This is a genomic window from Pedobacter sp. AK013 (assembly GCF_014205835.1).
In the GTDB taxonomy this organism is placed as follows: Bacteria; Bacteroidota; Bacteroidia; order Sphingobacteriales; family Sphingobacteriaceae; genus Pedobacter.
The window spans coordinates 1-26,291 of sequence record NZ_JACHCQ010000056.1 but is presented as its reverse complement, the minus strand read 5'-3'; the positions used below and the strand labels follow the sequence as shown (position 1 = coordinate 26,291).

The 26,291-nt window shown below is 40.2% G+C and carries 17 protein-coding genes and 3 tRNA genes; 12 read left to right on the top strand and 8 right to left on the bottom strand.

The window, feature by feature from the left end:
- The 8 genes from HDC90_RS23990 to HDC90_RS23955 all read left to right on the top strand — a co-directional run.
- A partial coding sequence (locus tag HDC90_RS23990) for an Ig-like domain-containing protein (protein ID WP_184470989.1) occupies positions 1-4,500 on the top strand: 4,500 nt, incomplete at its 5' end.
- A 57-nt stretch (positions 4,501-4,557) separates the two neighbouring features.
- A complete protein-coding gene (locus tag HDC90_RS23985) occupies positions 4,558-5,532 on the top strand; it encodes a type IX secretion system membrane protein PorP/SprF (RefSeq protein WP_255497833.1) in 975 nt (324 codons plus the stop codon).
- Between the two features lie 44 nt (positions 5,533-5,576).
- Positions 5,577-7,538 (top strand): OmpA family protein, encoded by a 1,962-nt coding sequence (locus HDC90_RS23980; protein ID WP_184470988.1) that lies wholly within the window; start codon positions 5,577-5,579, stop codon positions 7,536-7,538.
- A 341-nt stretch (positions 7,539-7,879) separates the two neighbouring features.
- On the top strand, positions 7,880-9,193 hold the full coding sequence (dinB, locus tag HDC90_RS23975; protein WP_184470985.1) for a DNA polymerase IV: 1,314 nt from the start codon (positions 7,880-7,882) through the stop codon (positions 9,191-9,193).
- A 2-nt stretch (positions 9,194-9,195) separates the two neighbouring features.
- Entirely contained in the window at positions 9,196-12,213 is a 3,018-nt protein-coding gene (gene dnaE / locus HDC90_RS23970) for a DNA polymerase III subunit alpha (RefSeq protein WP_184470984.1), read from the top strand.
- Between the two features lie 9 nt (positions 12,214-12,222).
- A complete protein-coding gene (locus HDC90_RS23965; RefSeq protein ID WP_184470982.1) occupies positions 12,223-12,471 on the top strand; it encodes a hypothetical protein in 249 nt (82 codons plus the stop codon).
- Positions 12,472-12,887: 416 nt separating this feature from the next.
- The gene (locus tag HDC90_RS23960) at positions 12,888-13,994 is read left to right on the top strand and encodes a Fic family protein (protein WP_184470980.1); all 1,107 of its coding nucleotides are present in this window, start codon (positions 12,888-12,890) and stop codon (positions 13,992-13,994) included.
- Positions 13,995-14,089: 95 nt separating this feature from the next.
- Positions 14,090-14,599 (top strand): YdeI/OmpD-associated family protein, encoded by a 510-nt coding sequence (locus HDC90_RS23955; protein WP_184470978.1) that lies wholly within the window; start codon positions 14,090-14,092, stop codon positions 14,597-14,599.
- 51 nt (positions 14,600-14,650) lie between these two features.
- Here HDC90_RS23955 and HDC90_RS23950 read toward each other — a convergent pair whose 3' ends face one another.
- The 8 genes from HDC90_RS23950 to HDC90_RS23915 all read right to left on the bottom strand — a co-directional run bounded on the left by HDC90_RS23950 (position 14,651) and on the right by HDC90_RS23915 (position 23,437).
- The gene (locus tag HDC90_RS23950) at positions 14,651-15,427 is read right to left on the bottom strand and encodes a polyprenol monophosphomannose synthase (RefSeq protein ID WP_184470976.1); all 777 of its coding nucleotides are present in this window, start codon (positions 15,425-15,427) and stop codon (positions 14,651-14,653) included.
- A gap of 586 nt (positions 15,428-16,013) precedes the next feature.
- A complete protein-coding gene (locus HDC90_RS23945; protein ID WP_184470974.1) occupies positions 16,014-17,495 on the bottom strand; it encodes a peptide MFS transporter in 1,482 nt (493 codons plus the stop codon).
- Positions 17,496-17,558: 63 nt separating this feature from the next.
- Positions 17,559-19,154 (bottom strand): peptide MFS transporter, encoded by a 1,596-nt coding sequence (locus HDC90_RS23940; RefSeq protein WP_184470972.1) that lies wholly within the window; start codon positions 19,152-19,154, stop codon positions 17,559-17,561.
- 147 nt (positions 19,155-19,301) lie between these two features.
- Positions 19,302-20,198: a hypothetical protein gene (locus tag HDC90_RS23935; RefSeq protein WP_184470971.1), complete on the bottom strand. Its 897-nt coding sequence runs from the start codon at positions 20,196-20,198 to the stop codon at positions 19,302-19,304.
- 33 nt (positions 20,199-20,231) lie between these two features.
- Positions 20,232-21,407 carry an acetyl-CoA C-acyltransferase gene (locus HDC90_RS23930; RefSeq protein ID WP_184470969.1) on the bottom strand — a complete coding sequence of 392 codons (1,176 nt, stop codon included), beginning with the start codon at positions 21,405-21,407 and terminating at the stop codon, positions 20,232-20,234.
- A gap of 475 nt (positions 21,408-21,882) precedes the next feature.
- Positions 21,883-22,050: an Arc family DNA binding domain-containing protein gene (locus HDC90_RS23925; RefSeq protein WP_086545783.1), complete on the bottom strand. Its 168-nt coding sequence runs from the start codon at positions 22,048-22,050 to the stop codon at positions 21,883-21,885.
- Positions 22,051-22,052: 2 nt separating this feature from the next.
- A complete protein-coding gene (locus tag HDC90_RS23920; RefSeq protein WP_184470968.1) occupies positions 22,053-22,574 on the bottom strand; it encodes a hypothetical protein in 522 nt (173 codons plus the stop codon).
- Between the two features lie 5 nt (positions 22,575-22,579).
- The gene (locus HDC90_RS23915) at positions 22,580-23,437 is read right to left on the bottom strand and encodes an SPFH domain-containing protein (protein WP_184470967.1); all 858 of its coding nucleotides are present in this window, start codon (positions 23,435-23,437) and stop codon (positions 22,580-22,582) included.
- Positions 23,438-23,627: 190 nt separating this feature from the next.
- Here HDC90_RS23915 and HDC90_RS23910 point away from each other — a divergent pair, with 190 nt between their 5' ends.
- From HDC90_RS23910 to HDC90_RS23895, 4 genes are all read left to right on the top strand, one after another.
- Positions 23,628-25,634, top strand: a complete 2,007-nt coding sequence (locus HDC90_RS23910; protein ID WP_184470992.1) for an HD family phosphohydrolase — start codon at positions 23,628-23,630, stop codon at positions 25,632-25,634.
- Between the two features lie 82 nt (positions 25,635-25,716).
- Positions 25,717-25,803: transfer RNA gene (locus tag HDC90_RS23905), tRNA-Ser, on the top strand.
- A 100-nt stretch (positions 25,804-25,903) separates the two neighbouring features.
- Positions 25,904-25,977 (top strand) — tRNA-Pro (locus HDC90_RS23900).
- 52 nt (positions 25,978-26,029) lie between these two features.
- A tRNA-Pro gene (locus HDC90_RS23895) sits at positions 26,030-26,103 on the top strand.
- The last annotated feature ends 188 nt before the right edge of the window (positions 26,104-26,291 follow it).

The following is a 26,291-nucleotide window of genomic DNA, read 5'->3' as shown; positions in this document are numbered from 1 at the left end:
ATTCCGGTATTGACCGACAATATTGTTGAAGGCACTGAAACGGTTGTGGCAACACTGGGTTCTTCTAACAATCCGTTGGTAAGCGTGAGCAATACACCTGCAAGCATCAACATCCTTGACAATACCACTGCCACGGTAACCGTTGCGGCCACTAAAGATGGTGCAGAACCGGGCACAGCTGGTGAGTTCACCTTTACCTTAAGCAATGTATCTACTACTGATACACAGATTACCTATTCGGTAAGCGGAACAGCTACCAGCGGATCAGATTATACCTCGATCGGTACAACGGTAACCATCCCTGCCGGGCAGACTTCTGTAAGGGTAAGTGTACCTGTACTGGATGATAACATTGCTGAAGGCACAGAGACGGTGATCCTGACGATGACTGCTGCAACCAGCAATCCATCGATTACGGCAAGTACAGTACCGGCTACGGTTAATATTACCGATAACGATACTTCTGTGGCTACAATTACTGCTGGCACTTCAGGCAGTGAGAACGGTCCTGTTAACGGAACCTTTACGGTAACCTTAAGCAATCCATCCTCACAGCCTACCACCATTACCTATACTTTGGGCGGAACGGCAACAGAGGGCAGTGATTACTCGGCCATTGTGACCAAGACCATTACCATCCCTGCAGGTCAGACCACCGGAACGATTACCATTCCGGTATTGACCGACAATATTGTTGAAGGTACCGAAACGGTTGTGGCAACACTGGGTTCTTCTAACAATCCGTTGGTAGGCGTGAGCAATACCCCTGCAACGATCAACATTACGGATAATACCACCGCAACGGTAACCGTTGCGGCCACTAAAGATGGTGCAGAACCGGGCACAGCTGGTGAGTTCACCTTTACCTTAAGCAATGCATCTACAACAGATACCCAGATTACCTATAGTGTTGGAGGTACCGCTACCAGCGGATCGGATTATACATCGATCGGTACAACGGTAACCATCCCTGCCGGGCAGACTTCTGTAAGGGTAAGTGTACCTGTACTGGATGATAACATTGCTGAAGGCACAGAGACGGTGATCCTGACGATGACTGCTGCAACCAGCAATCCATCGATTACGGCAAGTACAGTACCGGCTACGGTTAATATTACCGATAACGATACTTCGGTAGCCAGCATTACCGCCGGTACACCGGGCAGTGAGAACGGTCCTGTTAACGGAACCTTTAGGGTAACGTTGAGCAACCCTTCATCAACTGATACGCAGCTTACTTATACTTTGGGCGGTACGGCAACAGAGGGTAGTGATTATAGTACTATTGTGACCAAGACCATTACCATCCCGGCGGGTCAGACCACCGGAACGATTACCATCCCGGTATTGACGGACAATATTGTTGAAGGTACCGAAACGGTTGTGGCTACCCTTGTTTCTTCTAACAGTCCATTGGTAACTATTACAACAGTACCTGCCGATAAAACTGCAACGATCAACATCCTTGACAATACCACTGCCACGGTAACCGTTGCGGCCACTAAAGATGGTGCAGAACCGGGCACAGCTGGTGAGTTCACCTTTACCTTAAGCAATGTATCTACTACTGATACACAGATTACCTATTCGGTAAGCGGAACAGCTACCAGCGGATCGGATTATACCTCGATCGGTACCACGGTGACCATCCCTGCCGGACAGACTTCTGTAAGGGTAAGTGTACCTGTACTGGATGATAATATTGCTGAAGGCACAGAAACGGTGATCCTGACGATGACTGCTGCAACCAGCAATCCATCGATTACGGCAAGTACAGTACCGGCTACGGTGAACATCACCGATAACAGAGCTCCTGTTGCGACTGTACCTGCTATTACCACTAACGAGGATACCCCGGTTAATGGAACTATTACCGCTAGCGATCCTGACGGCAACCCGCTTAGCTATACGGTAACCACGCCGCCAGTACATGGAACGGTAACCTTAAACCCTGATGGTACATATACTTACACACCTGCTCCAAATTACAACGGTACAGATGCCTTTACGGTAACCGTAAGTGATGGTAAAGGTGGCACGGTAACTGTAACTGTTCCGGTAACCGTTAATCCGGTGAATGATGCGCCGGTTGCAACTGCACCAGCCATCACCACTAATAAAAACACACCTGTTAACGGAACCATTACTGCAAGTGATGTAGACGGCGATCCACTAACTTTCACCGTAACCACGCCTCCTGCACATGGTACGGTGGTTGTTAATGCTGATGGAACCTATACCTACACCCCGGCGAACAACTACAGTGGTACTGATGTGTTCATCGTAACGGTGAGCGATGGTAAAGGCGGTACTGTTACAGTAACCATCAATGTAACCGTTAATCCGACAAATGTTGCGCCGGTTGCTACTGCACCAGCAGTTACTACCCCTGAGGATACTCCTGTTAACGGAAAAATTACAGCGACTGATGCTGACGGCGATCCGCTTACTTTTACGGTAAGTACTCCTCCTGCACACGGAACAGTAGTGGTTAATGCCGATGGTACATATACTTATACGCCTGCTCCAAACTATAACGGTCCTGATACTTTCACTGTAACCGTTAGTGATGGTAAAGGCGGCATTACTACAGTAACTATTTCGGTAACAGTAACTCCGGTAAATGATGCGCCGGTAGCAACTTCGCCAGCCATTACCACACCGCAAAATACAGCAGCCAATGGAACAATTACCGCTAGCGATGTAGATGGTGACCCACTTACCTTTACCGTAACTACGCCTGCTGCTCATGGTACAGTAGTGGTAAATGCCGATGGTACTTATACTTACACACCAACTCCGGGTTATGTGGGTAACGATACTTTCACTGTAACTGTAAGCGACGGCAAGGGTGGTACCACAACAGTAACTATTCCGGTAACGGTAACTTTGGTGCCGGCACCAGCAATGAGTTTAACCAAAGTGGCAACCAATACGGTGAGCAAAGCAGGTGATGTAATTAATTACAACATTGTAGTAACCAATACGGGCAATGTAGCTTTAACAAATGTTGCAGTTACTGATGCAGGTGCCGATCCGGGGTCGATCTTACCAGCCGGTATTGCAAGTTTACTGCCAGGTGCAAGCGTAACGGTTACAGCGAAACACACCGTAACTTTAACTGAAGTAAATGCAGGTTCGTTTGCCAACCAGGCTTCGGCAAGTGCCCAAACGCCAAATGGTGGTACTTTAAATAAACCTAAATCTGATGATCCGAATACGTCGGCTGTTGATGATGCAACAGTAACAGTAATTGCTCCGGCATCGACCATCACTTTGGTTAAAACAGGTACCTTAAGTAGCGATGGAAATAGCATTACTTATAATTTCAGTGTTAAAAACACCGGAAACGTAACCCTGCATATTATTACATTGGTAGATGCCAAACTCGGACTGAACAAGGTAATTCCTGGTACACTTGCTCCGGGCGCTACAGTAACCGACAGTTATGTTTATCAGTTAACACAAGCAGATAAAGATGCTGCAAGTGTAACCAATAGTGCAACCATTACTGGTCAAACACCAGCAAATGTTTCCGTTAGCGATATCTCTGGTACAGCCGAAAACAACAATACACCAACGGTAACACAGATTCCGGTTATGGGTGCTATAACCTTGGTTAAAACAGCATCATTTAGCGGTAATCAGGTAACCTACACGTTTACAATTAAGAATACAGGAACCAATACTTTAAATAACATTACCTTAACTGATGCTAAGATTGGTTTAAACAATAAGGTAATTACGGTATCTGGTGGTCTGGCCCCTGGTGCCACTACAACCGATGTTGAAGTATATACCTTAACACAGGCCGATAAAGATCTGGGAACTGTAACCAATACTGCAACCGTAAATGCCAAAACGCTTGGTGGCGTTAATGTAACTGATGTTTCAGGGACTTCCGAAAACAACAATACACCGACTGTTATCGCATTTCCTAAATCGCCAAAAGCGGTTGATGATGTGGCTGGTACTGTGGCAAATAAACCGGTTATTATTAATGTATTGGCAAATGATGATCCTGGAAATTCTACCCTTGATAAATTAACCGTAGAAATTGTAAGTCAGCCTCTACATGGTAAAGTAACGGTGAACCCTGATGGTACGATTACTTACACGCCTAATCCTGGTTATACCGGGGATGATGCCTTTACTTATAGGGTAAAAGATGCTTTTGGCTATTATACCAATGTGGCGGCAGTAACCTTAACGGCTAATTTTGCAGGCCTTACCATACCTAACCTGTTTACACCAAACGGTGATGGTATAAACGATACCTTCGAAATATTGGGAATTAATCAATACCAGGTTAACGAACTGCAAATTGTTAACCGTTGGGGTAATGAAGTATTCCATGCCAAAGGCTACCAGAATAACTGGACGGGCGAGGGCTTGAACGAAGGTACTTACTACTACTTACTGCGGGTTAAAAAAGCAGGAAGCGATCAGTATGAAGTGTTTAAAGGTTACATTACATTAATCAGAGCGTTTAAAAAATAAGATATGAGGCTTTGTACAGTCTGGTTTAAAAACCAGACTGTACTTTAAGATATTAAGATGATGAAGAAATTAATATGGTTAATAGCAGGTTCGTTTTTGTTGCTTTCGAGGCAGGCATCTGCACAGCAGGATGCCCAGTATAGCCAATATATGTTCAATGGGATTTATATCAACCCAGCTTATGCCGGGTATAAAGAAGTGCTGAATGTGCACAGCTTTTACCGGAGCCAGTGGACAGGTATTACCGGAGCGCCACGAAGCATGTCGCTGGCGGTAGATGCCATTGCAAACAGCGGTAACGTAGGCTTGGCCCTTCAGGTTGCAAGCGATAAACTTGGAGCACAGACCAACTTGAGCATTTATGGTAACTATTCGTACCGGATCAGGATGAACGATGATGGTAGCTCTAGATTAGCACTTGGCCTTGGTGTTGGAATGGTACAGCTGGGTATAGACGGTTCGCTGCTGAACCCGAACAATCCCGAGCCTAACCAGCCAGTTGGGATGCAGAGCACCATTGTGCCCGATGCAAGGGCAGGTATCTACTTTGCCAACGATAAGTTTTATGCAGGTTTTTCTGCCGATAACCTGATTGCCACTTATATCAATATCGACCGCTATGCCTTTATTCCACAACCAAAACCGCATTATTACCTTACCGCGGGGGCATTGCTTCCGCTTTCTGAAGATTTCCAGGTTAAACCTTCTTTCCTGCTAAAAGACGACCGGGGAGGCCCAACGAGTTTGGATTTGAATGCATTTTTGATGATCAAAGATTTTATCTGGGTTGGCGGTTCGTACCGTACAGGAGTAAAATTGTATAATAAAAGCTATCTGCAGCGCGATCTCACACCCCGGAACTCTGCCGTAGCAGCGATACAGATTTTTCCATCAGAAAAACTCAGGATCGGTTATGGTTACGATTTCTCAATCGGTCCGCTACAGGGCTACAGCAGCGGAACGCATGAGATTTCTATCGCTTACTCTTTTATCAGACAAAACATAAGATTGGCAACCCCAAGAGTATTTTAAATTAACTATATTCGGCATTTTTGACCAACTATTCCTACAACATAATGAAGAAAATTTTAATAGGTACTTTCCTTTGTGCATATTGTTTATTTGCATTCAGTTTTTCGGCAAATGCTCAGTATATATTAAAAGATGCTGATAAGCAATACGAACTGTTTAATTACAGCAAGGCAATAGATTTATACGAACAAGCCTATAAAAAGAAAGAAACTTTATATGCTGCAGAGCGATTAGCAAATGCTTACACGTTTGTTTATAATTACAAACAGGCCGAAAGCTGGTATGCTATTGCAGCCAAAATGCCAGGTAGTAATCCTGAGAATATTTTGGGTTATGCCAAAGCTTTACAGCGCAATTCCAAATATAGCGAAGCAAAAACCCAATACCTCAATTACATCGATAAAAATAAAAATGTATCAGAAAAGCAGCGGACAGTTTGGCTTGCCTCCTGCGATTCGGCTTTGAAATGGATCAGAAACCCTAAAAAAATCGAGCTGATTAACCAAAAAACGCTAAATAGCAGTCAATCCGATTGGGGTGCCGTTAACTATCAGGGAGGAGTTGTATTTACTTCCGATAGATCAAATACGGGATTAAATATCCGGGAAAGTAAACCGTTTTTAAAATTCGACGGCACAAAAGAACCCGATCAAAAAGTATATGGCTGGACCGGTAACGGATACCTGAAACTATACATTAAACCTTCGCCAAACGATAGTCTTCAGCTGTTCCCGATAAAAACAGGTACAAGATATCATGTAGGTTCGGTAAGCTTTACAGCTGACGGAAAAACCATGTATTTTACGCTAACTCGCATCACCGATGAACTGGAACGCTTAAAAAAACAACCAACAACCGTTAATGTAGAAATTTTCAGCAGTACAAAAGGTGCCGATGGCGTTTGGGGCGAGCCAGTTTCATTTGCTTATAACAATGTGAACAAATACTCAGTAGGCGATCCTTTTATCAGCGCCGATGGAAATAGCCTTTATTTTGCTTCGAATATGCCGGGAGGCCTGGGGGGGACTGATATTTATGTTTGCCTTAAAACGGATGGCGGTGCATGGGGCAAGCCCATTAACCTGGAAGAAGTAAATACCGAAGGTAACGAACGCAGTCCGGTTTTTGATGAAAAGGATAATTTTTACTTTTCTAGCGACGGTAGGATTGGAATGGGCGGCTTAGATGTTTACCGGGCTTTAAAAGAAAAAGGCAAAATAGGTCATATCGAAAATATGGGTTATCCTTTTAACTCTCCACATGATGATTTCGGCTTTAGTTTAAATGAAAAAGGTGGTATTGTGTATCTTTCCTCTAACCGTGAGGGTGGTTTAGGCAGCGATGATATTTATACCATTGATCAGAAAATGATCCTCGCTTTCAGATTAGAAGGCAGGGTATCTGATAAAGGCAGCAGCCAACCCGTTGCAGGTGCGTTAGTAACGCTAGAAAGAGTAAACGGTACTGTCTTAAAAACCGAAACCGATGAGAATGGTTATTATAACTTTAATTTAGCTAAAGAATCTGAATACCATGTTTCGGCAGAGAAGACAAACTACAGATCGGATGTAAAAAACCTCACAACTATTGGTTTAACCACTTCAAGCGTACTTACCCAAAACCTGCAATTGGAAGCCATTGTAATCAATAAAGCAATTAAGCTCGAAAACATCTATTACGATTTCGATAAATGGAACATCCGTCCCGATGCAGCAATAGAGCTGGATAAATTGGTTAAAATCATGATCGATAACCCAACCATCTGGATCGAGTTAGGTTCGCATACCGATAGCAGGGGCAAGGATAGCTACAACCTGAAACTATCACAAAAAAGAGCTGAATCTGCCGTACAGTATATCATATCAAGAGGTATTGATAAAAACCGAATTGCCGCCAAAGGTTATGGCGAAACACAACTGCTGAACAAATGCGGCAACGGGGTAAACTGCACCGAAGAAGAACATCAGCTCAACAGAAGAACGGAGTTTAAAATTGTAAAACAATAGGCACAGTTAAGATTTAAAATACATTTTAATTTTTTAGTTCCATGCCTCTGATGAAAATCGGAGGCATTTTTTTGTTTGTGCGATCGTAATGCTCATTTTCTGTCATCCTAAATGCAGAGAAGAATCTTCTAATTCTGTCGCCATTGGCCTGTGTTTTCACAAGCCGTTTTTCTCAAATTTAGCCTCGTAGGCTTTAAAAACTACGAGATCTTATCTTAAGTGTTTTTTAACAAAAAAAAAACTAAAATTGTTAGTATTTTATTTAAAAATAATCAATCTATATTTTTTATAAAACTAAAAATATTAGTATTTTTGATCTTGATCATCCTTATAATACGAGAATGGATAAAGAAAGGCAGATTATTCATATGGATCAGGATGCATTTTTTGTATCTGTGGAAATTAGAAAAAATCCCAAGCTGTTGGGTAAACCCGTAATTATTGGTGGCGGTGGCGACAGGGGGGTGGTAGCCTCTTGTAGTTACGAAGCACGCCAGTACGGCATACATTCTGCAATGCCCGGCAGGACGGCAAAATTGCTGTGCCCCCAGGCTATATTTTTAAAAGGCGATATGGAAGAATATTCCAAGGCGTCGCATGATATTACCGAAATTATTGCCGATAAAGTCCCCCTTTTCGAAAAAGCCAGCATTGACGAACATTATATCGATATGACAGGCATGGACCGCTTTTTTGGCTGTATGAAATTCGCATCAGAACTCAGACAAACCATTATTAAACAGATGAGATTGCCCATCTCGTTCGGTTTGTCTATCAATAAAACCGTAGCCAAAATAGCCACGAATGAATCGAAGCCTGGTGGCGAACGGCAGGTTACTTTTCCTGAATTGCGGCCCTTTCTAGATCCTCTGCCTATTCATAAAATTCCGGGTATTGGTCATGCTACCTATAAAAAATTAAGCGAAATGGGTGTTCGCGAAATCCTTACGCTTACACAGATCCCCCAACAGCTCATGTTTAAAATTTTAGGGCAACATGGCTTAAGTTTATGGCAAAAAGCAAACGGCATCGATTTTTCGCCTGTGGTGCCTTACCGCGAAAGAAAATCAATCGGTACACAGGCCACTTTCGAAAGCGATACGATGGATATGGCCAAACTAAAAGCCATTATTACCGGAATGGTTAGCGGACTAACCTTCCAACTGCGTAACCAGAAAAAACTAACTGCCTGCATTACCGTAACTGTACGTTATACCAATTTCGAAACCGTTACCCAACAAGAACGTATTCCTTATACCTCGCTTGATTCGTTTCTGATTAACAAAGCACATAACCTGTTCGAGAGGCTATATTCAAAACGGATGTTGTTGCGGCTGGTAGGTGTGAAACTTTCGCACTTGGTAAGCGGCTATGAGCAAATTGGTTTATATAATATCGCTGAAGAAGAATATAGTCTTTATCAGGCCATGGATAAAGTACGCAACCAGTATGGTGCCGAAGCAGTGGTAAAAGCCTGTATTGTTACCCAACCGCCCCGCGATGAAACAGGGAAAATAATCAAGTACAATCCCCGCAAAAAGAAAATATTATTCGAAAACCAAACAGAAGAAGAACAGCAGGAAGTAAGAAAACGCTCAAAAATCAGAAGCTTTATGAGTGAAAAAGGAACAATAGGCACTAAATCTTATGATTAGCGATGTTTTTAAATGTACATTCTTCTTATAGCCTAAAGTATGGCACACAAAGTATCGGCCAGTTAATTGCTACTGCCCGGAGTTTGGGTATTCACCAAATGGTACTCACTGATATCAATAACTCAACTGGTGCGATAGAGTTTATTCGCGAGTGCTACAAACAAGGCATTGCCAAAGAATCCGACGAAATACATAAAGGCAATATTCCGTATCAGATTAAACCGGTAGCAGGAATCGAATTCCGGATCGATAACAGATTGTTGTATGTTGGTATTGCAAAGAATAAAGAGGGAATGCGTGAGCTGAATGAATTTTTAAGCCACCATAATATTTACAACATTCCGCTGCCAGAAGTTCCGCCCGAAATGGAGCATGTATACATTATTTATCCCTTTCAAAAATCTTTTAACCGAGCACTAAAAGTAAATGAATTTGTAGGCATCCGTGCCAAACAACTCAATCTTTTATACCAACACCTACTTTTAAAACAAAAGGAAAAGTTGCTGGTGTGGCATCCTGTTACCGTTAATGATAAGATTACCTACCGCCTGCACGAATATTTTAGGGCCATCGAACTGAATACCCTTTTAAGCAAAGTGCCCGATGAGCAGAAATGTGATCCGGATGAATTCCTGATTCCAGAAGTAGAATTAACCCAGCAATTTGAACAGTATCCTTTCATCGTTCAGAATACACAGAAACTGATAAATAGCTGCGATTTGAGTGTTTATTTTGAAGATAAACCCACACCTACTTCTAAAAATAAATACTACTACACGAAGCAAGGCTTGCTAGGTGATAAAAAAATGCTACGTAACCTAGCTCAGATAGGCCTGAAATATCGTTATGGAGAAAACAATAAGATTGCGAAAGAGCGCTTGGATAAAGAACTGCGCATCATTGAACTTAAAAACTTCTGTGCCTATTTTCTCATCACCTTCGATATTGTGAGGTATGCCATGAATAAACGTGGTTTTTACCATGTGGGCCGTGGCTCGGGTGCCAACAGCATTGTAGCCTATTGCCTGCGCATTACTGATGTAGATCCGATCGATCTGGATCTGTATTTCGAACGTTTCCTGCACGAAAAACGGACGAGTCCGCCAGATTTTGATATCGATTTTTCGTGGGATGAACGCGAAACGATACAAAAGTATATTTTTGAACGCTATCCCACATGGCATGTTGCTTTTTTAGGTACCATGAGCACTTTTAAAGACCGGGCAATTATCAGGGAGATTGGTAAGGTTTTAGGTTTGCCCAAAGGCGAAATAGATAGTTTTACAGATCCCACTAAAGAACGCGAAAATTTAATGAATGCCACTTACCAGAAGTTATTGGCTGTACATCATTACATGAAAAGTATGCCCAATCAGCGTTCCATCCATGCCGGGGGGATTTTGATTTCTGAAGAACCGATTACCTATTATACCGCCTTGGATATGCCGCCAAAAGGTTTCCCAACTGTGCAATGGGATATGTACGAAGCCGAAGCCATTGGTTATGAAAAATTCGATATTTTAAGTCAACGGGGTATCGGCCATATCCGCGAAGCCGTACAACTCATTAAAAAAAATAAGGCTAAGGAGATTGATATACACGATTTTAAAATCTTTAAGGAAGATCAAAAATTAAATAGTATTCTTAAAGAAGGGCAGCCCATTGGGTGTTTTTATATCGAATCGCCAGCCATGAGGCAATTGCTCAAAAAATTGAAGTGTGATAACTATCTTACCCTTGTGGCAGCCAGCTCCATTATCCGCCCGGGGGTAGCCAGCTCAGGTATGATGAAATCCTATATCGAACGTTACCATGCCCCCGATAAAGTGGTGTACTTGTGCGATGTAATGAAACAGCAGCTTAGCGAAACCTATGGCGTAATGGTTTATCAGGAAGATGTAATCAAAGTATGCCATTATTTTGCGGGCTTAGATCTGGCCGATGCCGATATTCTTCGTAAAGCCATGAGCGGAAAATACCGTTCTAAACTGGCTTTTGATGAGTTGGTAAGTAAGTTTTTTGCCGCTGCCAGAAACGAGGGGCATTCAGAAGAGCTCATTACCGAAGTTTGGCGACAGATATCCTCTTTTGCAGGTTATAGTTTTTCTAAGGCACATTCTGCCTCTTTTGCGGTAGAAAGTTACCAAAGCTTATTTTTAAAGACATATTACCCCATGGAATTCATGGTAGCCGTACTGAATAACTATGGTGGTTTTTACAGTCGCTGGGTTTACGTACACGAGCTACAAAAAACAGGAGCCAGGGTGCATTTACCCTGTGTTAACCATAGCGATGAGGTAGTGAATATAAATGGCGAAGATGCTTATCTGGGCTTTATCGGTGTACAGGGGCTGGAAGAAAAGAATATCAAAATTATTCCGCAAGAACGTGCTGCAAATGGTTTATATATCGATCTGGAAGATTTTGTAAGGCGAACCTGCATCTCATTAGAACAGGCAATTATTTTAATCCGGCTTGGTGCATTGCGCTTTACCGGGAAAGATCGTAAAACCTTGCTTTGGGATGTGCACAACTACCTTGGCTTTAAACAGAAAAAAGTGAATCACGCCGAACTGTTTAAATTAAGCTACAAAACCTATCAGCTGCCTGCACTGGCCGATTCTGAACTTGAAAATGCTTATACAGAATTGGAGTTATTGGGGTATCCGCTTAATTATAAAATGTTCGATTTTCTGAAAACCCCTTATCGTGGCGATACCATGGCAGCAGATATGCATAAACACTTAGGTAAAACGGTAAAGATGGTAGGCAATTATGTATGCGAAAAAACGGTGCATACCGTTAAAAATACCAAAATGTGGTTCGGTACTTTTTTAGATGCCAACGGCGATTTTTTTGATACAACCCATTTCCCGAATACCACACCCATATATCCTTTTAAAGGAAAGGGCTGTTACCTGATTTTAGGTAAAGTGGTCGAAGATTTTGGCTTTCAGAGCATCGAAGTGTTGAAGTTCGCCAAATTAGATATTCAGATGAATCCTGTAGCGATTGATTAAAAAAATAATATGAAATTACAATTAGGCAGAGATCGGTATTCGATAGTTATTTATCCTCACAGCGAAGCTATTAATGATGTTAAGGTTTTGAAAGATAAACTCTGGTCTAAAATTGGCTGGTATAATAGTAAAAATTCTGAAGCACACATTACAATAAATGAATTTTCAGCTGATCAATACGAACTTGATTTTTATAGCCGAAAACTTGAGAAATTTTGTCATTTCCAAAAACAGCAGAAGTTATTTTCGATCAGTTAAGTTTATCAAAGTTTAGTCATGCAGCTGTTTTGCTCCCAAGCGATTCATCCAACCTTATTTAGAAGATCTTCTGCTGAGGCTGAGGAATCAGCTCAAAACCAGGTATACGATAAATGGCAGTAGTGCACATATCTCAATTGGCCGCAAGCTAAGTTCAGCTCAGATAGACCAGGCAGAAGATCTGTTCCAAAGTATTGATCTGAAGTTTAATTGCGATACAGTTGCCATACGTAAGTTCAATGAAATTAAAAGACAGTTTGAAATAATTAAAACTTTTAAGTTTTTAGAAAATCCACTAAATAACACTCGATATTTATTGCTTTAATTGATATTTTTAAAACAGTGAGCCGAATAAATTTACTAATCGGCTCATGATTTAGCTTTTTTATGAGCCGAATAAATCTTATATTCGGCTCATGCAATATAATTGGGAACTTTCAACATGGCCAAATTTTACTTTTTCTACCAAAGGAATAGAATACCGGCTTTATGAGTTTGCTCAGGAAACAGGTGAAGTTAATGCTTTGTTAAAATCATTGCCTGATGATATCAGACAAGAAACATTACTTGAAATGATTGTATTAGAGGCAATAAAAACCTCAGAAATAGAAGGTGAGTTTTTAAGCAGGAAAGACGTGATGTCTTCTATTAAAAATAATTTAGGACTTAACAAAACGCCGGATATTGTTAAAGACAAACGGGCTTCAGGAATTGCAGATTTAATGATTGATGTTAGAAATACGTTTTCTAACGCACTGAGCGAAGGGCGCTTATGGCATTGGCATAAATTGTTGTTTACAGGTAATAAACATATCCATGTAGGCTCATGGAGAAAAAGTGCAGAAGCAATGCAGGTCATATCCGGTAGTTTAGGTAAAGAAGAAATTCATTTTGAAGCACCGCCTTCACATCGTGTAGAAAATGAAATGAATGCTTTTATTACTTGGTTTAACGATACAAAACCTAATGGAAGTAGTGAAATTAAAGATCCCGTAATAAGGGCTGCCATTGCACATTTATATTTTGAAAGCATACACCCATTTGAAGATGGTAATGGTCGTATAGGGAGGGCAATTGCTGAAAAGGCTATTTCTCAAACTTTGGGAAGGCCTGTAATGCTAAGTTTGTCAAAAACGATTGAAAGAGATAGATCCGCATATTATCATGCTTTAAAATTAGCGCAAAGTGCAAATGAGATTTCTGAATGGCTAAAATACTTTGTGAATATAGCATTGCTGGCGCAACTCGATGCAAAGCAAATGATTGATTTCACATTAAGAAAAATAAAGGTTTTTGATTTGTTTAAAGATAGATTGAACGATAGACAAAGGAAAGTACTTCAAAAGATGTATAGCTATGGTATAGATGGTTTTGAAGGCGGAATGACTGCTAAGAAATATATTTCAATCACTAAAACTTCAAAAGCTACCGCTACAAGAGATTTACAGGAATTGGAAAGTCTGGGTATTGTAACTGCTTTTGGGGGTGGCAGAAGCATACATTATCAAATAAAGGAATTTTAATTTTAAATGCTTGCGCGCGTTTCTAATGCGTGCATAATAGTTAAACGATTGTATCGGTAATGGCTTTTCTTCAACATAATTTCTATATTAAACTCATGATCCACTTCAAAGCAGAAATAGAACGTTTCGAAACCATGGGCGAAAAAACTGGATGGAGTTATGTGTTTATTCCGGCAGCTTTGGCCAATGAAATTAAGCCTGGTTGTAAAAAGAGTTTTAGGGTAAAAGGAAAAATAGATCAGTTGGAGATTAACGGTATGGCAACCATGCCAATGGGAGAGGGCGATTTTATTATTGCCTTAAAAGGCGAGGTACGTAAAAACCTAAGAAAAGAAGCCGGAGCAGGAGTAGAACTTTATTTAGAAGAAGATAAAGATTTTAAAATTGAAATGCCTGAAGACCTGGAAATCTGCTTATCAGAAGAATCACATTTAATCCAAAACTTTTTAAAACAGCCTAAATCGCATCAAAATTATTATATCAACTGGATTAACCAGGCTAAAACCGAAACTACACGCACCAAAAGAATTGTAATGACTGTTAAGGCGATGGATAAGGGGCAGGATTTTGGGGCAATGATCAGGGAATCGCAGGGAAAGTCTTAATTTATAGTCCTAAGTCCTTAGTCGGAAGTTAATAGAACTAGACGATGTGGATTAAGACTCTGAACTTCGTACTCTCGACTCCTGGCTTCGTACTTCGGACACCCTATTATAACTCCTAAACCAACTCCAAACTTTCATCTGGATTACACCTAAAAAAGCTTCTCTGAAAATACGGGTGCTCATTTTTGATGTTCCTTCGGTACGATCGGTGAAGATGATCGGAACTTCGACTACTTTAAAGCCAAATTTAATGGCGGTGAATTTCATTTCAATCTGAAACGCATAACCAACAAACTTAATTTTATTTAACGGAATGGTTTCCAATACAATTTTGCGGTAACATTTAAAACCGGCAGTAGCATCCTGAATGTTGATCCGGGTAATCATACGTACGTACATTGAAGCAAAATACGACATTAAAACCCTTCCCATTGGCCAGTTTACCACATTTACACCTTTAACATATCTGGAACCAATGGCTACATCGGCACCATTTACACAGGCTTCGCGTAAGCGCAATAAATCAGCCGGGTTGTGAGAGAAATCGGCATCCATTTCAAAAATGTAAGCATAATCGTGCCGTAATGCCCAGTTAAAGCCGTAAATATAGGCTGTACCCAAGCCTTGTTTACCAGCACGTTCTTCAATAAATAAATGCCCTTCGTATTCTTGTTGTAGAGATTTTACAATCTCAGCAGTTCCATCAGGAGAACCATCATCAATAATTAAAACATGAAAAGGTTGTGTTAGGGAAAAAACCTTTCTAATGATTTTTTCGATATTTTCCTTCTCGTTGTAGGTAGGGATGATGACTAAACTATCTGACACGTTTGTTGTGGTTTTTAAATAATAAAGCTTTTGGCCTTTGTATGTGGTATGTTATGCTTATTTGAGCTGAGCTATTGCTTTTAATGTGCGAAAGTAAATATTTAATATGAAACCTTTATGAATTTTCGTTAATTCAACTCGTTTTATCCACGCGTTCAGTCCTTTTAAACTTGCTTTAATATTGGTAGTTGTCATCCTGAACTTGTTTCAGGATTTATTTTTTTGTTAGTCTGGATTTTTAATCCGGACCATTCTCCCGGATTTGTAATCCGGATTGGCATTATAAATAATTACAAATTCCATTAGCTTTTGTGTTGTTCTCGGCACAAACCGATGTTTATAAACCCGATCGGTGTGTAAAACCCGCAGACCGAAGCATGAGGGTGAGGACTTGGAACAAAGAGCGGGAGAGCAGGCCGCCAAGAACTCCTGCCCGTTCCTTTCATGATCTCATTGAATATGCCTTTTTCTAAAAACAATGTCAGTCTGGGCCTAGTCGAAGATTCTTTTATTTACATTTACAGTATTCCAGTAAATAATCATTTTATAGATTTCTCCACTACGGTCGAATTGACGATCTCTTTCTTTACCTCACCTCCTGCATCAACCTTTTAACCAACCGCGAAAAAATAATCAATGCCAAACCTGCAATTAAAGAATATAAAGCCAAGGCCTTATAACCCTCAGTGTACGCCATTAATTTAGCCGGCAAAGATGCATTATCGATACTCGACATTTCTGCACCCAGTTTTCCGGCAGCCAATTGCCCGAAAGCACTCGATAAAAACCAAAGCCCCATCATCATACCGAACATTTTTTTTGGCGATAGTTTAGTAATGATCGACATACCTATTGGGCCTAAACAAAGCTCGCCTAACGTAAATAATAAGTAGGCTAACGTAAATACATTTAACGAACTAATGCCCTGAGTATTGGCGAAGAACCTGGTGGCGTAAAAAACATAAAAACCTAAAGCCAATAGAATGAAACCAAGTCCAAATTTTACCACAGTATTCGGTTCAATTTTGCGCTTGTACAGGCCAAGCCATAAAATGCCTACAATTGGACTAAAAACAATAACAAAAAACGAGTTAACGCTATTGTTTACCACATTGGGATCAATATTGAAAAAGAGGACTTTATGATCCAGATTATCTTTCGCAAATAACGATAACGAACCACCGCTCTGCTCAGATATAGCCATGAAAATGAAATAACAGAAAATAAAAACGAAAGCTGCCAGTAGTTTATACTGTGCCTTTTTATCTTTTATTTTGAAGGTTTCGTACAAGAAATAAATCAGCGCAACAATACCTATAGTGTACATGAAATAATCGGTAAAGGTGGTGTTTTTCACCATGATATAAATCAATGGGATACAGAGTATCGATCCCACATATACGGCTATTTCCCGTAGCTGCTGTTTTGATTTTTTAAGGTGGAGCAAAGGCGAATTCCCAATCGGGCCTAAGTGTTTTTTTGTGAAAATGAATGTGCCTAAGCCAAACATCATTACCAACGCGGCTGATAAGAAACACAAGTGCCAGTTGTAATATTTACCCAAATAAATACACATCGCACCGCCCAATAATCCACCTACGTTAATGCCCGCATAAAAAAGACCATAACCCGCATCTCTGCGGTTGTCTTTTTCGTGGTATAATTCGCCAACCATCGATGAAACATTGGGCTTGAAGAAACCGGTTCCAATAATAGATAAGGTAATTCCTGCATAAAATAAATCGTGTGGGGAGAAGGCCAGGATTAAGTTCCCGATAATCATTAAAGTCCCGCCCCAAAAAAGAGATTTTCTGAAGCCCAAAATTTTATCGGCAAAAATACCACCGATAAAAGTAAAGGCATAAACAAAGGCTTGTATGGCACCATACTGTAGGTTCGATTTTTGGTCGCTTAAACCCAATTGCTCTACCATAAAGAAAGCCAATACTCCGCGCATGCCGTAAAAGCAGAAGCGCTCCCACATTTCTACCAACGATAAATGCCAGAGCTGCTTAGGATATTTTCCTTCAAAATTTTGAATTTCTTCTATTGAAACTGTTTTTTCCATTAAATAGGTCTAAAAATTAAAAGCCCGATAGAGACCGGGCTTTTGGGTAAAAGTATTTTTTTATTAGTGAACACCGTGCATCCATTTGCGCAGGATAGGACTTATGGCAAACATAATTAAACCTGCTACAATTGGTATTATTGTGAATATCAGGAAGAAAGTAGAAATTGAATAAGCGGTGCTTATTTTGTCAATTAATGATCCTGTAGCTCCGGCCAGGTAGTTACCGATGGCAGTACAGGTAAAAAATACACCAAACATTAAACCCACAAGGTTTGAAGGTGCTAGCTTACTTACATAGGATAGGCCAACAGGAGAAATACATAATTCACCAACAGTATGGAAGAAATAGGCAAAAATTAACCAGAATAAACTTACTTCTGCAGAAGTGGCGCCTTGTGGAATAGACGAGCCGCCATAAGCTAAACCTGCAAAACCAATACCTACAAAAATTAACCCGAAGCCAAATTTTACGGGCCCGCTTGGGTTAAATTTGGTTTCCCATATTTTAGAAACAATAGGAGCCAGCGATACGATAAAGAATGAATTTAATACACTAAACCAGGAAGCCGGAACTTCGGTACTTACTGATCCTATTTCTCTGCTTACTTTCCAGATGGCCAATACCCAGATAATCGCAAAACTCAATAACGTAAATAAAATTGTTGCCGGGTATTTCTTGAAAATTTTGCCTGCTAATGAAAACAGCACAAAAGTTACGGCTACTAATGGAAATATGGTCAGGATGGCATCTACCCATTTAAAGGTTGTAGCCGCTCCTCCTGTTAAGTTTCTTAAGGTGTAATCTTTGGCGAAAATCGTCATCGATCCGCCAGCCTGTTCAAATACCATCCAGAAGAAAATGGTAAAAATAGACAAAATGGCGATTACCCATAACCGTTGATTTCTAACTTTTTTAGGGATTTCTTCTACCGTTGGATCTGCCTTTTCTACTGCTTTAGTTTTATCAACTGCGGAACCGATTACGCCAAATATTTTTTGTCCGAAATAGAACTGTAGCATTCCGAAAAGCATAAATACGCCGGCTAAGCCGAAACCATAATGCCAACCTACTTTTTCGCCGATATAACCGCACATTAACATACCTATAAATGCACCAGAATTAATGCCCATATAGAATATGGCATAAGCAGCATCTTTTTTATCGCTGATTGGCGGATAAAGTTTACCTACAATTGAGGAGATGTTTGGTTTGAAAAATCCGTTACCAATAATAAGCAAGAGTAAGCCAGCATAGAAAAAGTTGTTGCTAAAGCCCTCTAAAGCCATAGCGGCATGACCGAGGGTCATAATAAAAGCACCGATAATAACTGCTTTTCTATAACCTGTAAATCTATCGGCAATTAAACCACCAAGTATTGGTGTCAAGTATACCAAACCGGTATAAATAGCATAAAGCTGTAAGGCTTCCGGCCGTGGCCAGCCCCAACCGTTTTTGCTCAGATCGCTAATCAGGAACAGAACCAAAATGGCCCGCATTCCGTAATAACTAAATCTTTCCCACATTTCGGTGAAAAAGAGTACAAATAAGCCTACAGGGTGACTAAATAATTTTTCTTTGGATACGCCGTTACTTTCTAAATGGAGATCTAGCTCCTTATTATTGTCAATACTAATGGTTTCATTAGAAGTTTGCATAAAACATTTGTTGGTTTTAGTTTATGAATTCAGAATTTGTGTGTTGTTTAAGTTAGTTTAGCAGGGCGCAATATAGTCAGCGGATGCCAAACTCACAAATTTTTAAATGATGTGTCAGGTAATGAAGTTGTTAAGTTTGGTTAAAAATTAAAACTTCCTGATGGGTTTAACATTTTTCTTCGGATCCGCATAAAGTTCATCGTTCGGATTAGGATCGTTGTTAAGCGTAAGATCTTCCTGTAGTTTTAATTTGCCGCCAATAATTTTGAAACCATCAAATGTGCCGTCCGATCCGTGATATTCAAAGGTATCTTTCATTTCTGGATTGAAGGATGCTAAATGGTCAAACACAATCATCCCTGCTTTTGCATCACTTTTTAACATCATGGCATTCGATTTGGCATATTCAAATATAACCCTGTTTTTCCCTTTCAGGTCTTTTCCATCAAAAACCGGGGCGCCAAAAGTAACATTTCCCTTATCGAACGAAAGGATTTCGATGACTTTTTTGGTCGTGTACGGCGTATTACCTTTCCATCCCAGTAGTACATAATAAGGTAAGCGGTTTCCACTGGTTACCGGAATAATTTCATAATACCTGGCGCCGAACCATTTCTGGTTATTCGTAATGCCATTAGGGTCGCTAAGATTATCCGTCTGATCGATTAAGGGATAAAGTTTTAATGGGCCGCTTTTTGTATTCATCTGGATGGCGCCGTAATAACGGTAAGCGCCACCTTCTAATGGAAGGTACCAGCTCAAAATCCTGAAAGCCTGATCGGGTGATTTAATTACCGATACATTTTTAAGTGAATCGAAGGGATAAGAAAAAGAATTAGGAGCTTTTAAAGCCTCTACCAGGGTTTTTACAAAATTGCCGTTTATTTCTATTTTTTGCGCATCGCTTTGAGCAGCAATAACCCTTGCCGATATTTTAATCAGTGTATCTTGAAAAACGGATAAGTTGTTGAGCGTTTGCTGTGCTTTTAGGCTAAAACTTAGCGTTCCAAAGATTAAAAGGATATAAAATCTGAAAAGTTTCATATGATCAAATGCGAAGATTTTGCAAAAACAAAATTATAATTTCTCGATAACAAGGGCACTTGCTCCACCACCGCCGTTACAGATTCCGGCTACACCGATTTTTCCGTCGTTTTGCGCCAGTACCGAAAGTAAGGTAACTACAATCCGGGCACCCGATGCGCCCAGCGGATGACCTAATGAAACGGCACCACCATTAACATTAACCTGACTGTCGTTTAACTCCAAAAGTTGATTATTCGCAATAGAAACTACAGAAAAAGCTTCGTTGATCTCAAAATAATCTACATTTTTTATATTTACATTGGCTTTGTGTAAAGCTAATGGAATGGCTTTTGATGGTGCAGTTGTAAACCATTCAGGTGCCTGTTGCGCATCAGCATACCCTAAAATTTTAGCTAAAGGTGTTAAACCTAGTTCTTTTGCCTTATCGGCACTCATTAAAACCAATGCCGCTGCACCATCATTTAAAGTTGATGCATTTGCCGCAGTTACAGTCCCATCTTTTTTAAATACTGGTTTTAATGTAGGTATTTTATCAAACTTAACAGCTGTAGGCTCATCGTCGGTATCAACCAAAGTAATATCTCCTTTACGGTCTTTAACCTCTATGGCTACAATTTCGTTGGCAAATTTACCTGAGGTTTGTGCAGCTTGTGCTCTTTTGTAAGATTCAATAGCGAAATTATCTTGTGCCTCGCGAGTAATGTGGCATTCAGTAGCGCAAAGCTCGGCAGCCGATCCCATGTGGTAATCGTTGTAAACATCCCAAAGGCCGTCTTTTACTAAACCATCTGTAATCTGTCCGTGACCCAGGCGATAGCCGTTTCTTGCCTTATCCAGATAATAGGGAACATTACTCATGCTTTCCATGCCACCAGCAACAATAATTTCATTATCGCCATTTGCAATACTTTGTGCTGCAAGCATTATTGCTTTTGTGCCCGAAGCACATACTTTATTTATGGTTGTGGCAGGTAAATCCGGTAAGCCTGCAAATTTTGCAGCTTGTGTAGCTGGCGCTTGGCCTAAGTTTGCAGATAAAACATTACCCATGTATATTTCTTGGATCTGTTCTGGTTTTAATCCGGCTTTTTCAACAGCAGCCTTAATGGCAAAGCCACCAAGCTGAGTAGCAGAAAATTGAGCTAATGAACCTCCAAAACTGCCAATAGGCGTTCGCACAGCTGATACAATTACAACTTCTTTCATGTATACTAAATTTTATGAATTTTTGGTTAGGCCGCTAAGTTAGTTAAACCTCACAGGTTTCCAAAGCCTGTAAGGTTTAAAAATAACGTTTAGAAAACGATTTTAGCACATTGATAATAATAAGTTTTTGGAAAGCAAAACCTGTAGTGCTTGGGTTTGTTCAGGCCTGCTGTTCGCTATAGCCCTCATACTTCGGGGCTGCCGCTACCATCAGGTTTAATTAACCAGGGTTGGTGATTCTTAGGTTGGGTGGCTAGGTGCAGAAAAAAACTATCAGGTTTCTGAAATCTGATAGGTTTAATTTAAAACGGTGGGTTTGCGTTAGGGATTGTAAGGGTTTAGTGCCGGTTCTTCACCGGTACCGGAGCGCAGCGCAGCCCTGAAAAGCCCGACCCTTGCGTAGCTTGGGGAACGCCAATATTAGTTAGCAGTTAGCAGTTGGCAGTTGGCAGTTCGCAGTTCGCTATTAAAGGTTTTATTCTTCCTTCGCTTTGCCCTTCTTTCTTGATTTTATGGCCTGGGTAAGTAAAAATTCTATCTGCCCATTCGTACTTCTAAACTCATCAGCAGCCCAGGTTTCTACTTCTTTTAATAAAGCAGGACTAATTCTTAATACAAAAGCTTTTTTATCTTTCTCCGCCATTCTTATTGTATTGCTTGTATATTATATTTTGTTTTTAAATTAATCAGGAACATTTCCAGCTCATCTATTTTATTGCTGCTAAATAATAGCTTTTTGCCATTTTTAAATTCAATCTGTAAGCCTTTATCCTTATGATTTAAGATATAAGCTTTGTCGTTAAATTTAAACCAAAGCCTGCTGCGAACACCAAATCCACCATAATCTCCTAAAGCGTCGTATTTATTGATGTAAACTTTCTCTATGTTGCCCCAACTCAATAGCTTCAGCTTGGTTTGAAATGGAAAATACTGATAAGAAATGCCTTCAGCGCCGATCTGCAAAGTCATTTTATTTTTTTGAAGCAGATAGATAATTGCAAAAGGAAGGAGTACTGCCCAAAATGGAGCAAAATAGTTGGCTTTTAAAGTTTCAAAACGCATCCCGCCTTTATCAAAAAGTACAATGCTCAGCACCATAACCGCATCAATAGCCAACAAAATATAGAGCCACCAAAGTTTTAAGCTTTGTTTTTCCTCAAATTCCATTTTACCTAGTTATATAAGGTGCCGGTGTTTACCACGGGTTGTACATGACGGTCGCCACAAAGTACAACCAGCAAATTACTTACCATAGCTGCTTTACGCTCTTCATCCAGTTCAACAATTCCTTTTTGCGATAATTTTTCTAATGCCATTTCTACCATACCTACGGCACCTTCAACAATTAATTTGCGGGCGGCAATAACTGCAGTAGCTTGTTGGCGTTGTAACATGGCACTGGCAATTTCTGGCGCATAAGCCAAATGCGAAATTCTGGCCTCTAAAACTTCGATACCTGCGCGCGATAAACGTTCATTCAGCTCGTTTTCTAAAAGTTCACTTACTTTTTCAGCGCCATCTTTTAAAGTAATGCTGGTTTCTTCACCTTCAGCATGGTCATACGGAAAAATGTTGGCTAAATGCCTTACAGCCGCTTCGCTCTGGATGTTTACATATTGCATGTAATTTTCTACGGAGAAAACAGCTTTAGCAGTTTCGTTTACTTTCCAAACCACCACAGCGGCAATTTCAATCGGGTTACCCAGTTTGTCGTTTACCTTTAATTGCTGCCCGTTTAAATTATTTGCTTTTAACGATACCCTTCTTTTAGCGGTTAAGGGGTTAACCCAAAAAAAGCCATCGGCTTTTACTGTGCCGATATATTTTCCGAACAGGGTGAGCACCATCGATTGGTTGGGGTTAATGATTAAAAAGCCCGGAAATATTAAAAATATATCTATGGCCAGTAAAATTCCTCCCCAGAGAAAAATTTCTGTAACAAAACAAAAAATGGAAGCGCCCAGCAATGCGATGCATAGCGCGAATGTTAGATAACCAGATGGCGGATTGGTAATTTTTTCTTGATACATAATTGATATTAATTTGATATCATAAAGTAAAATATAAAATCTGGTAATTGCAAACAAAACGTGTAAAATGTATATTAGATAAAAATGTTATTTTTGACAATACAATAATTATATCGTTTTGGCCAAAATCAAGAGAAATTCTCACAAGATCCTTTACCGGAAATATTCATCAAACCTAAAATATGTGATGATGATATTTACCGTTTTCATTATTACGCTGTTCCTGCCTAAACAACCCCGGTTTAGATATGAGTTTGAAAAAAATGCGGTATGGAAAAACAAGGACCTGATTTCACCTTTCAGTTTTGCTATTTTAAAAACCAATCCGCAGGTTAGCGCTGATAAAAAAAATGCCTTAAAAGATATTTTGCCCGTTTACCAATTCGATAGGGGCATTACTGCAAATGCACTGGAAGAGTTTGCTAATGAATTTGATGTGAAATGGAAATCAAAACAACTTAACGAAAAAGATAAAGATGTATACAAAAGTGCTGCCTATAAATTGCTGCAGCGTATCTATGAGAGGGGAATTATTGGCTTAAATGTGAAACACCAGGCAGGCGGGAAAAACTACGATTTTTCTTTGCTTGAAAATAATGTGGCACAGGAAAAAAATACGCAGGATGTTTTTACCGCAGAATCGGCCCTGAAGTTTTTTAAAGATAATTTTCAGGCCCCTAATCAGGTAATGGGCGATTTGATTGCAAATCTCGCAATAGATCATATTACCCCAAATATTGTATTTGATGAGCGGCTGACACAAACCATACAGGATAATACAGTTAACAATATCTCTACTACCAAGGGTATGGTACAAAAAGGAGAGCTTATTGTGGCCAAGAATGACGTTATTGATGAAGAAATTTATCAAAAATTAGAATCTTATAAAGCAACCTACGATGCACAAACCAAAACAATTGGTAGCAGGGCATTGGTTTATCTGGGGCAGGTGATATTGGTTGGCTTTATACTCGCTATTTTAATGTCGTTCCTTTTTCTTTTCCGGAAGGATATTTTTGCCGATAACCGTCAGCTTTCCTTAATCCTTATTGTAACCACAGGAATGCTACTCGCATTGACCTGGGCTATTAAGATGGAAATCCCGAGCTTGTATTATATTCCTTTCTGTGTGGTGCCCATCATCATTAGGATTCTGTTTGATACGCGTTTGGCACTTTACCTCCATATGCTGGTAATTTTAATTGCCGGCTTCTTTGTGGCCAATAGTTTCGAATTTGTGTTTTATCAGGTTACCGCGGGGATGGTTGCCATATTCAGTATTAAAAACTTTGTTAAGCGCGAAAGATTCCTGGTTTCGGCCTTGTTTATTCTACTGGCTTATTTTGTTTCTTTTGTAGGCATTGCCCTACTACGCGAAGGCTCTTTCCGCGAAATAGAATGGCTGAATTTTATCCCTTTTGTTTTTAGCGTGCTTTTATCGCTTTTGGCTTATCCGTTAATTTACCTGTTCGAACGTATTTTTGGTATTACGTCTGACGTGGCCTTAATTGAGCTGACCAATACCAATAATAAACTGCTAAGAGAACTTGCTTTTAAAGCACCCGGAACATTTCAGCACTCTTTACAGGTGGCAAACCTTGCCGAGGCTGCAATATTTAAAATTGGCGGTAATTCTGTGCTGGTTAGGGCAGGGGCTTTATATCACGATATCGGTAAAGTAGATAATCCACAGTATTTTATTGAAAACCAAAATACAGCTGTGAGCCCGCACGATAAATTACCTTATGAGCAGAGTGCGCAGATTATCATTCAACATGTGCACAAAGGAATCGAGATTTTAAGAAAGAACCAGATTCCTGAAGCCATTATCGATTTTATCAGAACACATCATGGAAATACCCGGGTCGATTATTTTTATCAATCATTTTTAAAAAATACACCTGAAAAATTTGTCGACGAAAACATTTTTCGCTACCCGGGTCCCATACCTTTTAGCAAAGAAACAGGGGTATTAATGCTCGCCGATTCTGTGGAAGCTGCCTCAAGAAGTCTGAAAAATCCCGATGCGCAGAGCATAAATGACATCGTTGAACGTATAATTAACTACAAATTGGAGCAAAATCAGTTAGATGACTGCGATTTAACGTTAAAAGATATTGAGACTATCAAATTGATATTCAAGACAATGCTGATGAGCATCTATCATGTGCGTATAGATTATCAACAAATTTTGTAATTTTTTTTTGTTGGATAACTTGTTTTACTATATTTGCAGACCTCAAAACAACGCCGGTAGGGCAGAAAAGAGAGGTTTGAAAGGAGAGGTGCCTGAGTGGCCGAAAGGAACAGTTTGCTAAACTGTCGTACTGGTAACGGTACCGCGGGTTCGAATCCCGCCCTCTCCGCAGAAAATAAAAATTTGCAAATAAAAATGGAATTATCAATTTAAAACCGTTACTTTGCAATCCCTTCGAAAAAGGGAGTAAAAAAAGAAGATACCAAGTTCGGGATGTAGCGTAGCCCGGTATCGCGCCTGCTTTGGGAGCAGGAGGTCGTAGGTTCGAATCCTGCCATCCCGACAAAAAGTTGATCCACTTTTAAAACAGGATCAAAAAAGATCGATACCAAGTTCGGGATGTAGCGTAGCCCGGTATCGCGCCTGCTTTGGGAGCAGGAGGTCGTAGGTTCGAATCCTGCCATCCCGACAAAGACAGGTACAAATTGTGTCAAAAACCCTCTAAATGGTTTATTTAGGGGGTTTTGTTTTTTTATTCGGCATAGTTTGGGACAAAGAATAGGGATCAAGCGGAAAAGTTGGGGGGATGTTTTTTTAAGCATATATTTTCGACAATCTGAATAAGAAGAATTTAATATCCCTTACACCTCTTGAGGT

Coding starts and splice junctions, on each gene's coding strand:
- HDC90_RS23985 (WP_255497833.1), top strand. CDS start 4,558: ATGATGAAGAAATTAATATGGTTAATAGCAGGTTCGTTTTTGTTGCTT.
- HDC90_RS23980 (WP_184470988.1), top strand. CDS start 5,577: ATGAAGAAAATTTTAATAGGTACTTTCCTTTGTGCATATTGTTTATTT.
- dinB (WP_184470985.1), top strand. CDS start 7,880: ATGGATAAAGAAAGGCAGATTATTCATATGGATCAGGATGCATTTTTT.
- dnaE (WP_184470984.1), top strand. CDS start 9,196: ATGTTTTTAAATGTACATTCTTCTTATAGCCTAAAGTATGGCACACAA.
- HDC90_RS23965 (WP_184470982.1), top strand. CDS start 12,223: ATGAAATTACAATTAGGCAGAGATCGGTATTCGATAGTTATTTATCCT.
- HDC90_RS23960 (WP_184470980.1), top strand. CDS start 12,888: ATGCAATATAATTGGGAACTTTCAACATGGCCAAATTTTACTTTTTCT.
- HDC90_RS23955 (WP_184470978.1), top strand. CDS start 14,090: ATGATCCACTTCAAAGCAGAAATAGAACGTTTCGAAACCATGGGCGAA.
- HDC90_RS23945 (WP_184470974.1), bottom strand. CDS start 17,495: ATGGAAAAAACAGTTTCAATAGAAGAAATTCAAAATTTTGAAGGAAAA.
- HDC90_RS23940 (WP_184470972.1), bottom strand. CDS start 19,154: ATGCAAACTTCTAATGAAACCATTAGTATTGACAATAATAAGGAGCTA.
- HDC90_RS23935 (WP_184470971.1), bottom strand. CDS start 20,198: ATGAAACTTTTCAGATTTTATATCCTTTTAATCTTTGGAACGCTAAGT.
- HDC90_RS23930 (WP_184470969.1), bottom strand. CDS start 21,407: ATGAAAGAAGTTGTAATTGTATCAGCTGTGCGAACGCCTATTGGCAGT.
- HDC90_RS23925 (WP_086545783.1), bottom strand. CDS start 22,050: ATGGCGGAGAAAGATAAAAAAGCTTTTGTATTAAGAATTAGTCCTGCT.
- HDC90_RS23920 (WP_184470968.1), bottom strand. CDS start 22,574: ATGGAATTTGAGGAAAAACAAAGCTTAAAACTTTGGTGGCTCTATATT.
- HDC90_RS23915 (WP_184470967.1), bottom strand. CDS start 23,437: ATGTATCAAGAAAAAATTACCAATCCGCCATCTGGTTATCTAACATTC.
- HDC90_RS23910 (WP_184470992.1), top strand. CDS start 23,628: ATGATATTTACCGTTTTCATTATTACGCTGTTCCTGCCTAAACAACCC.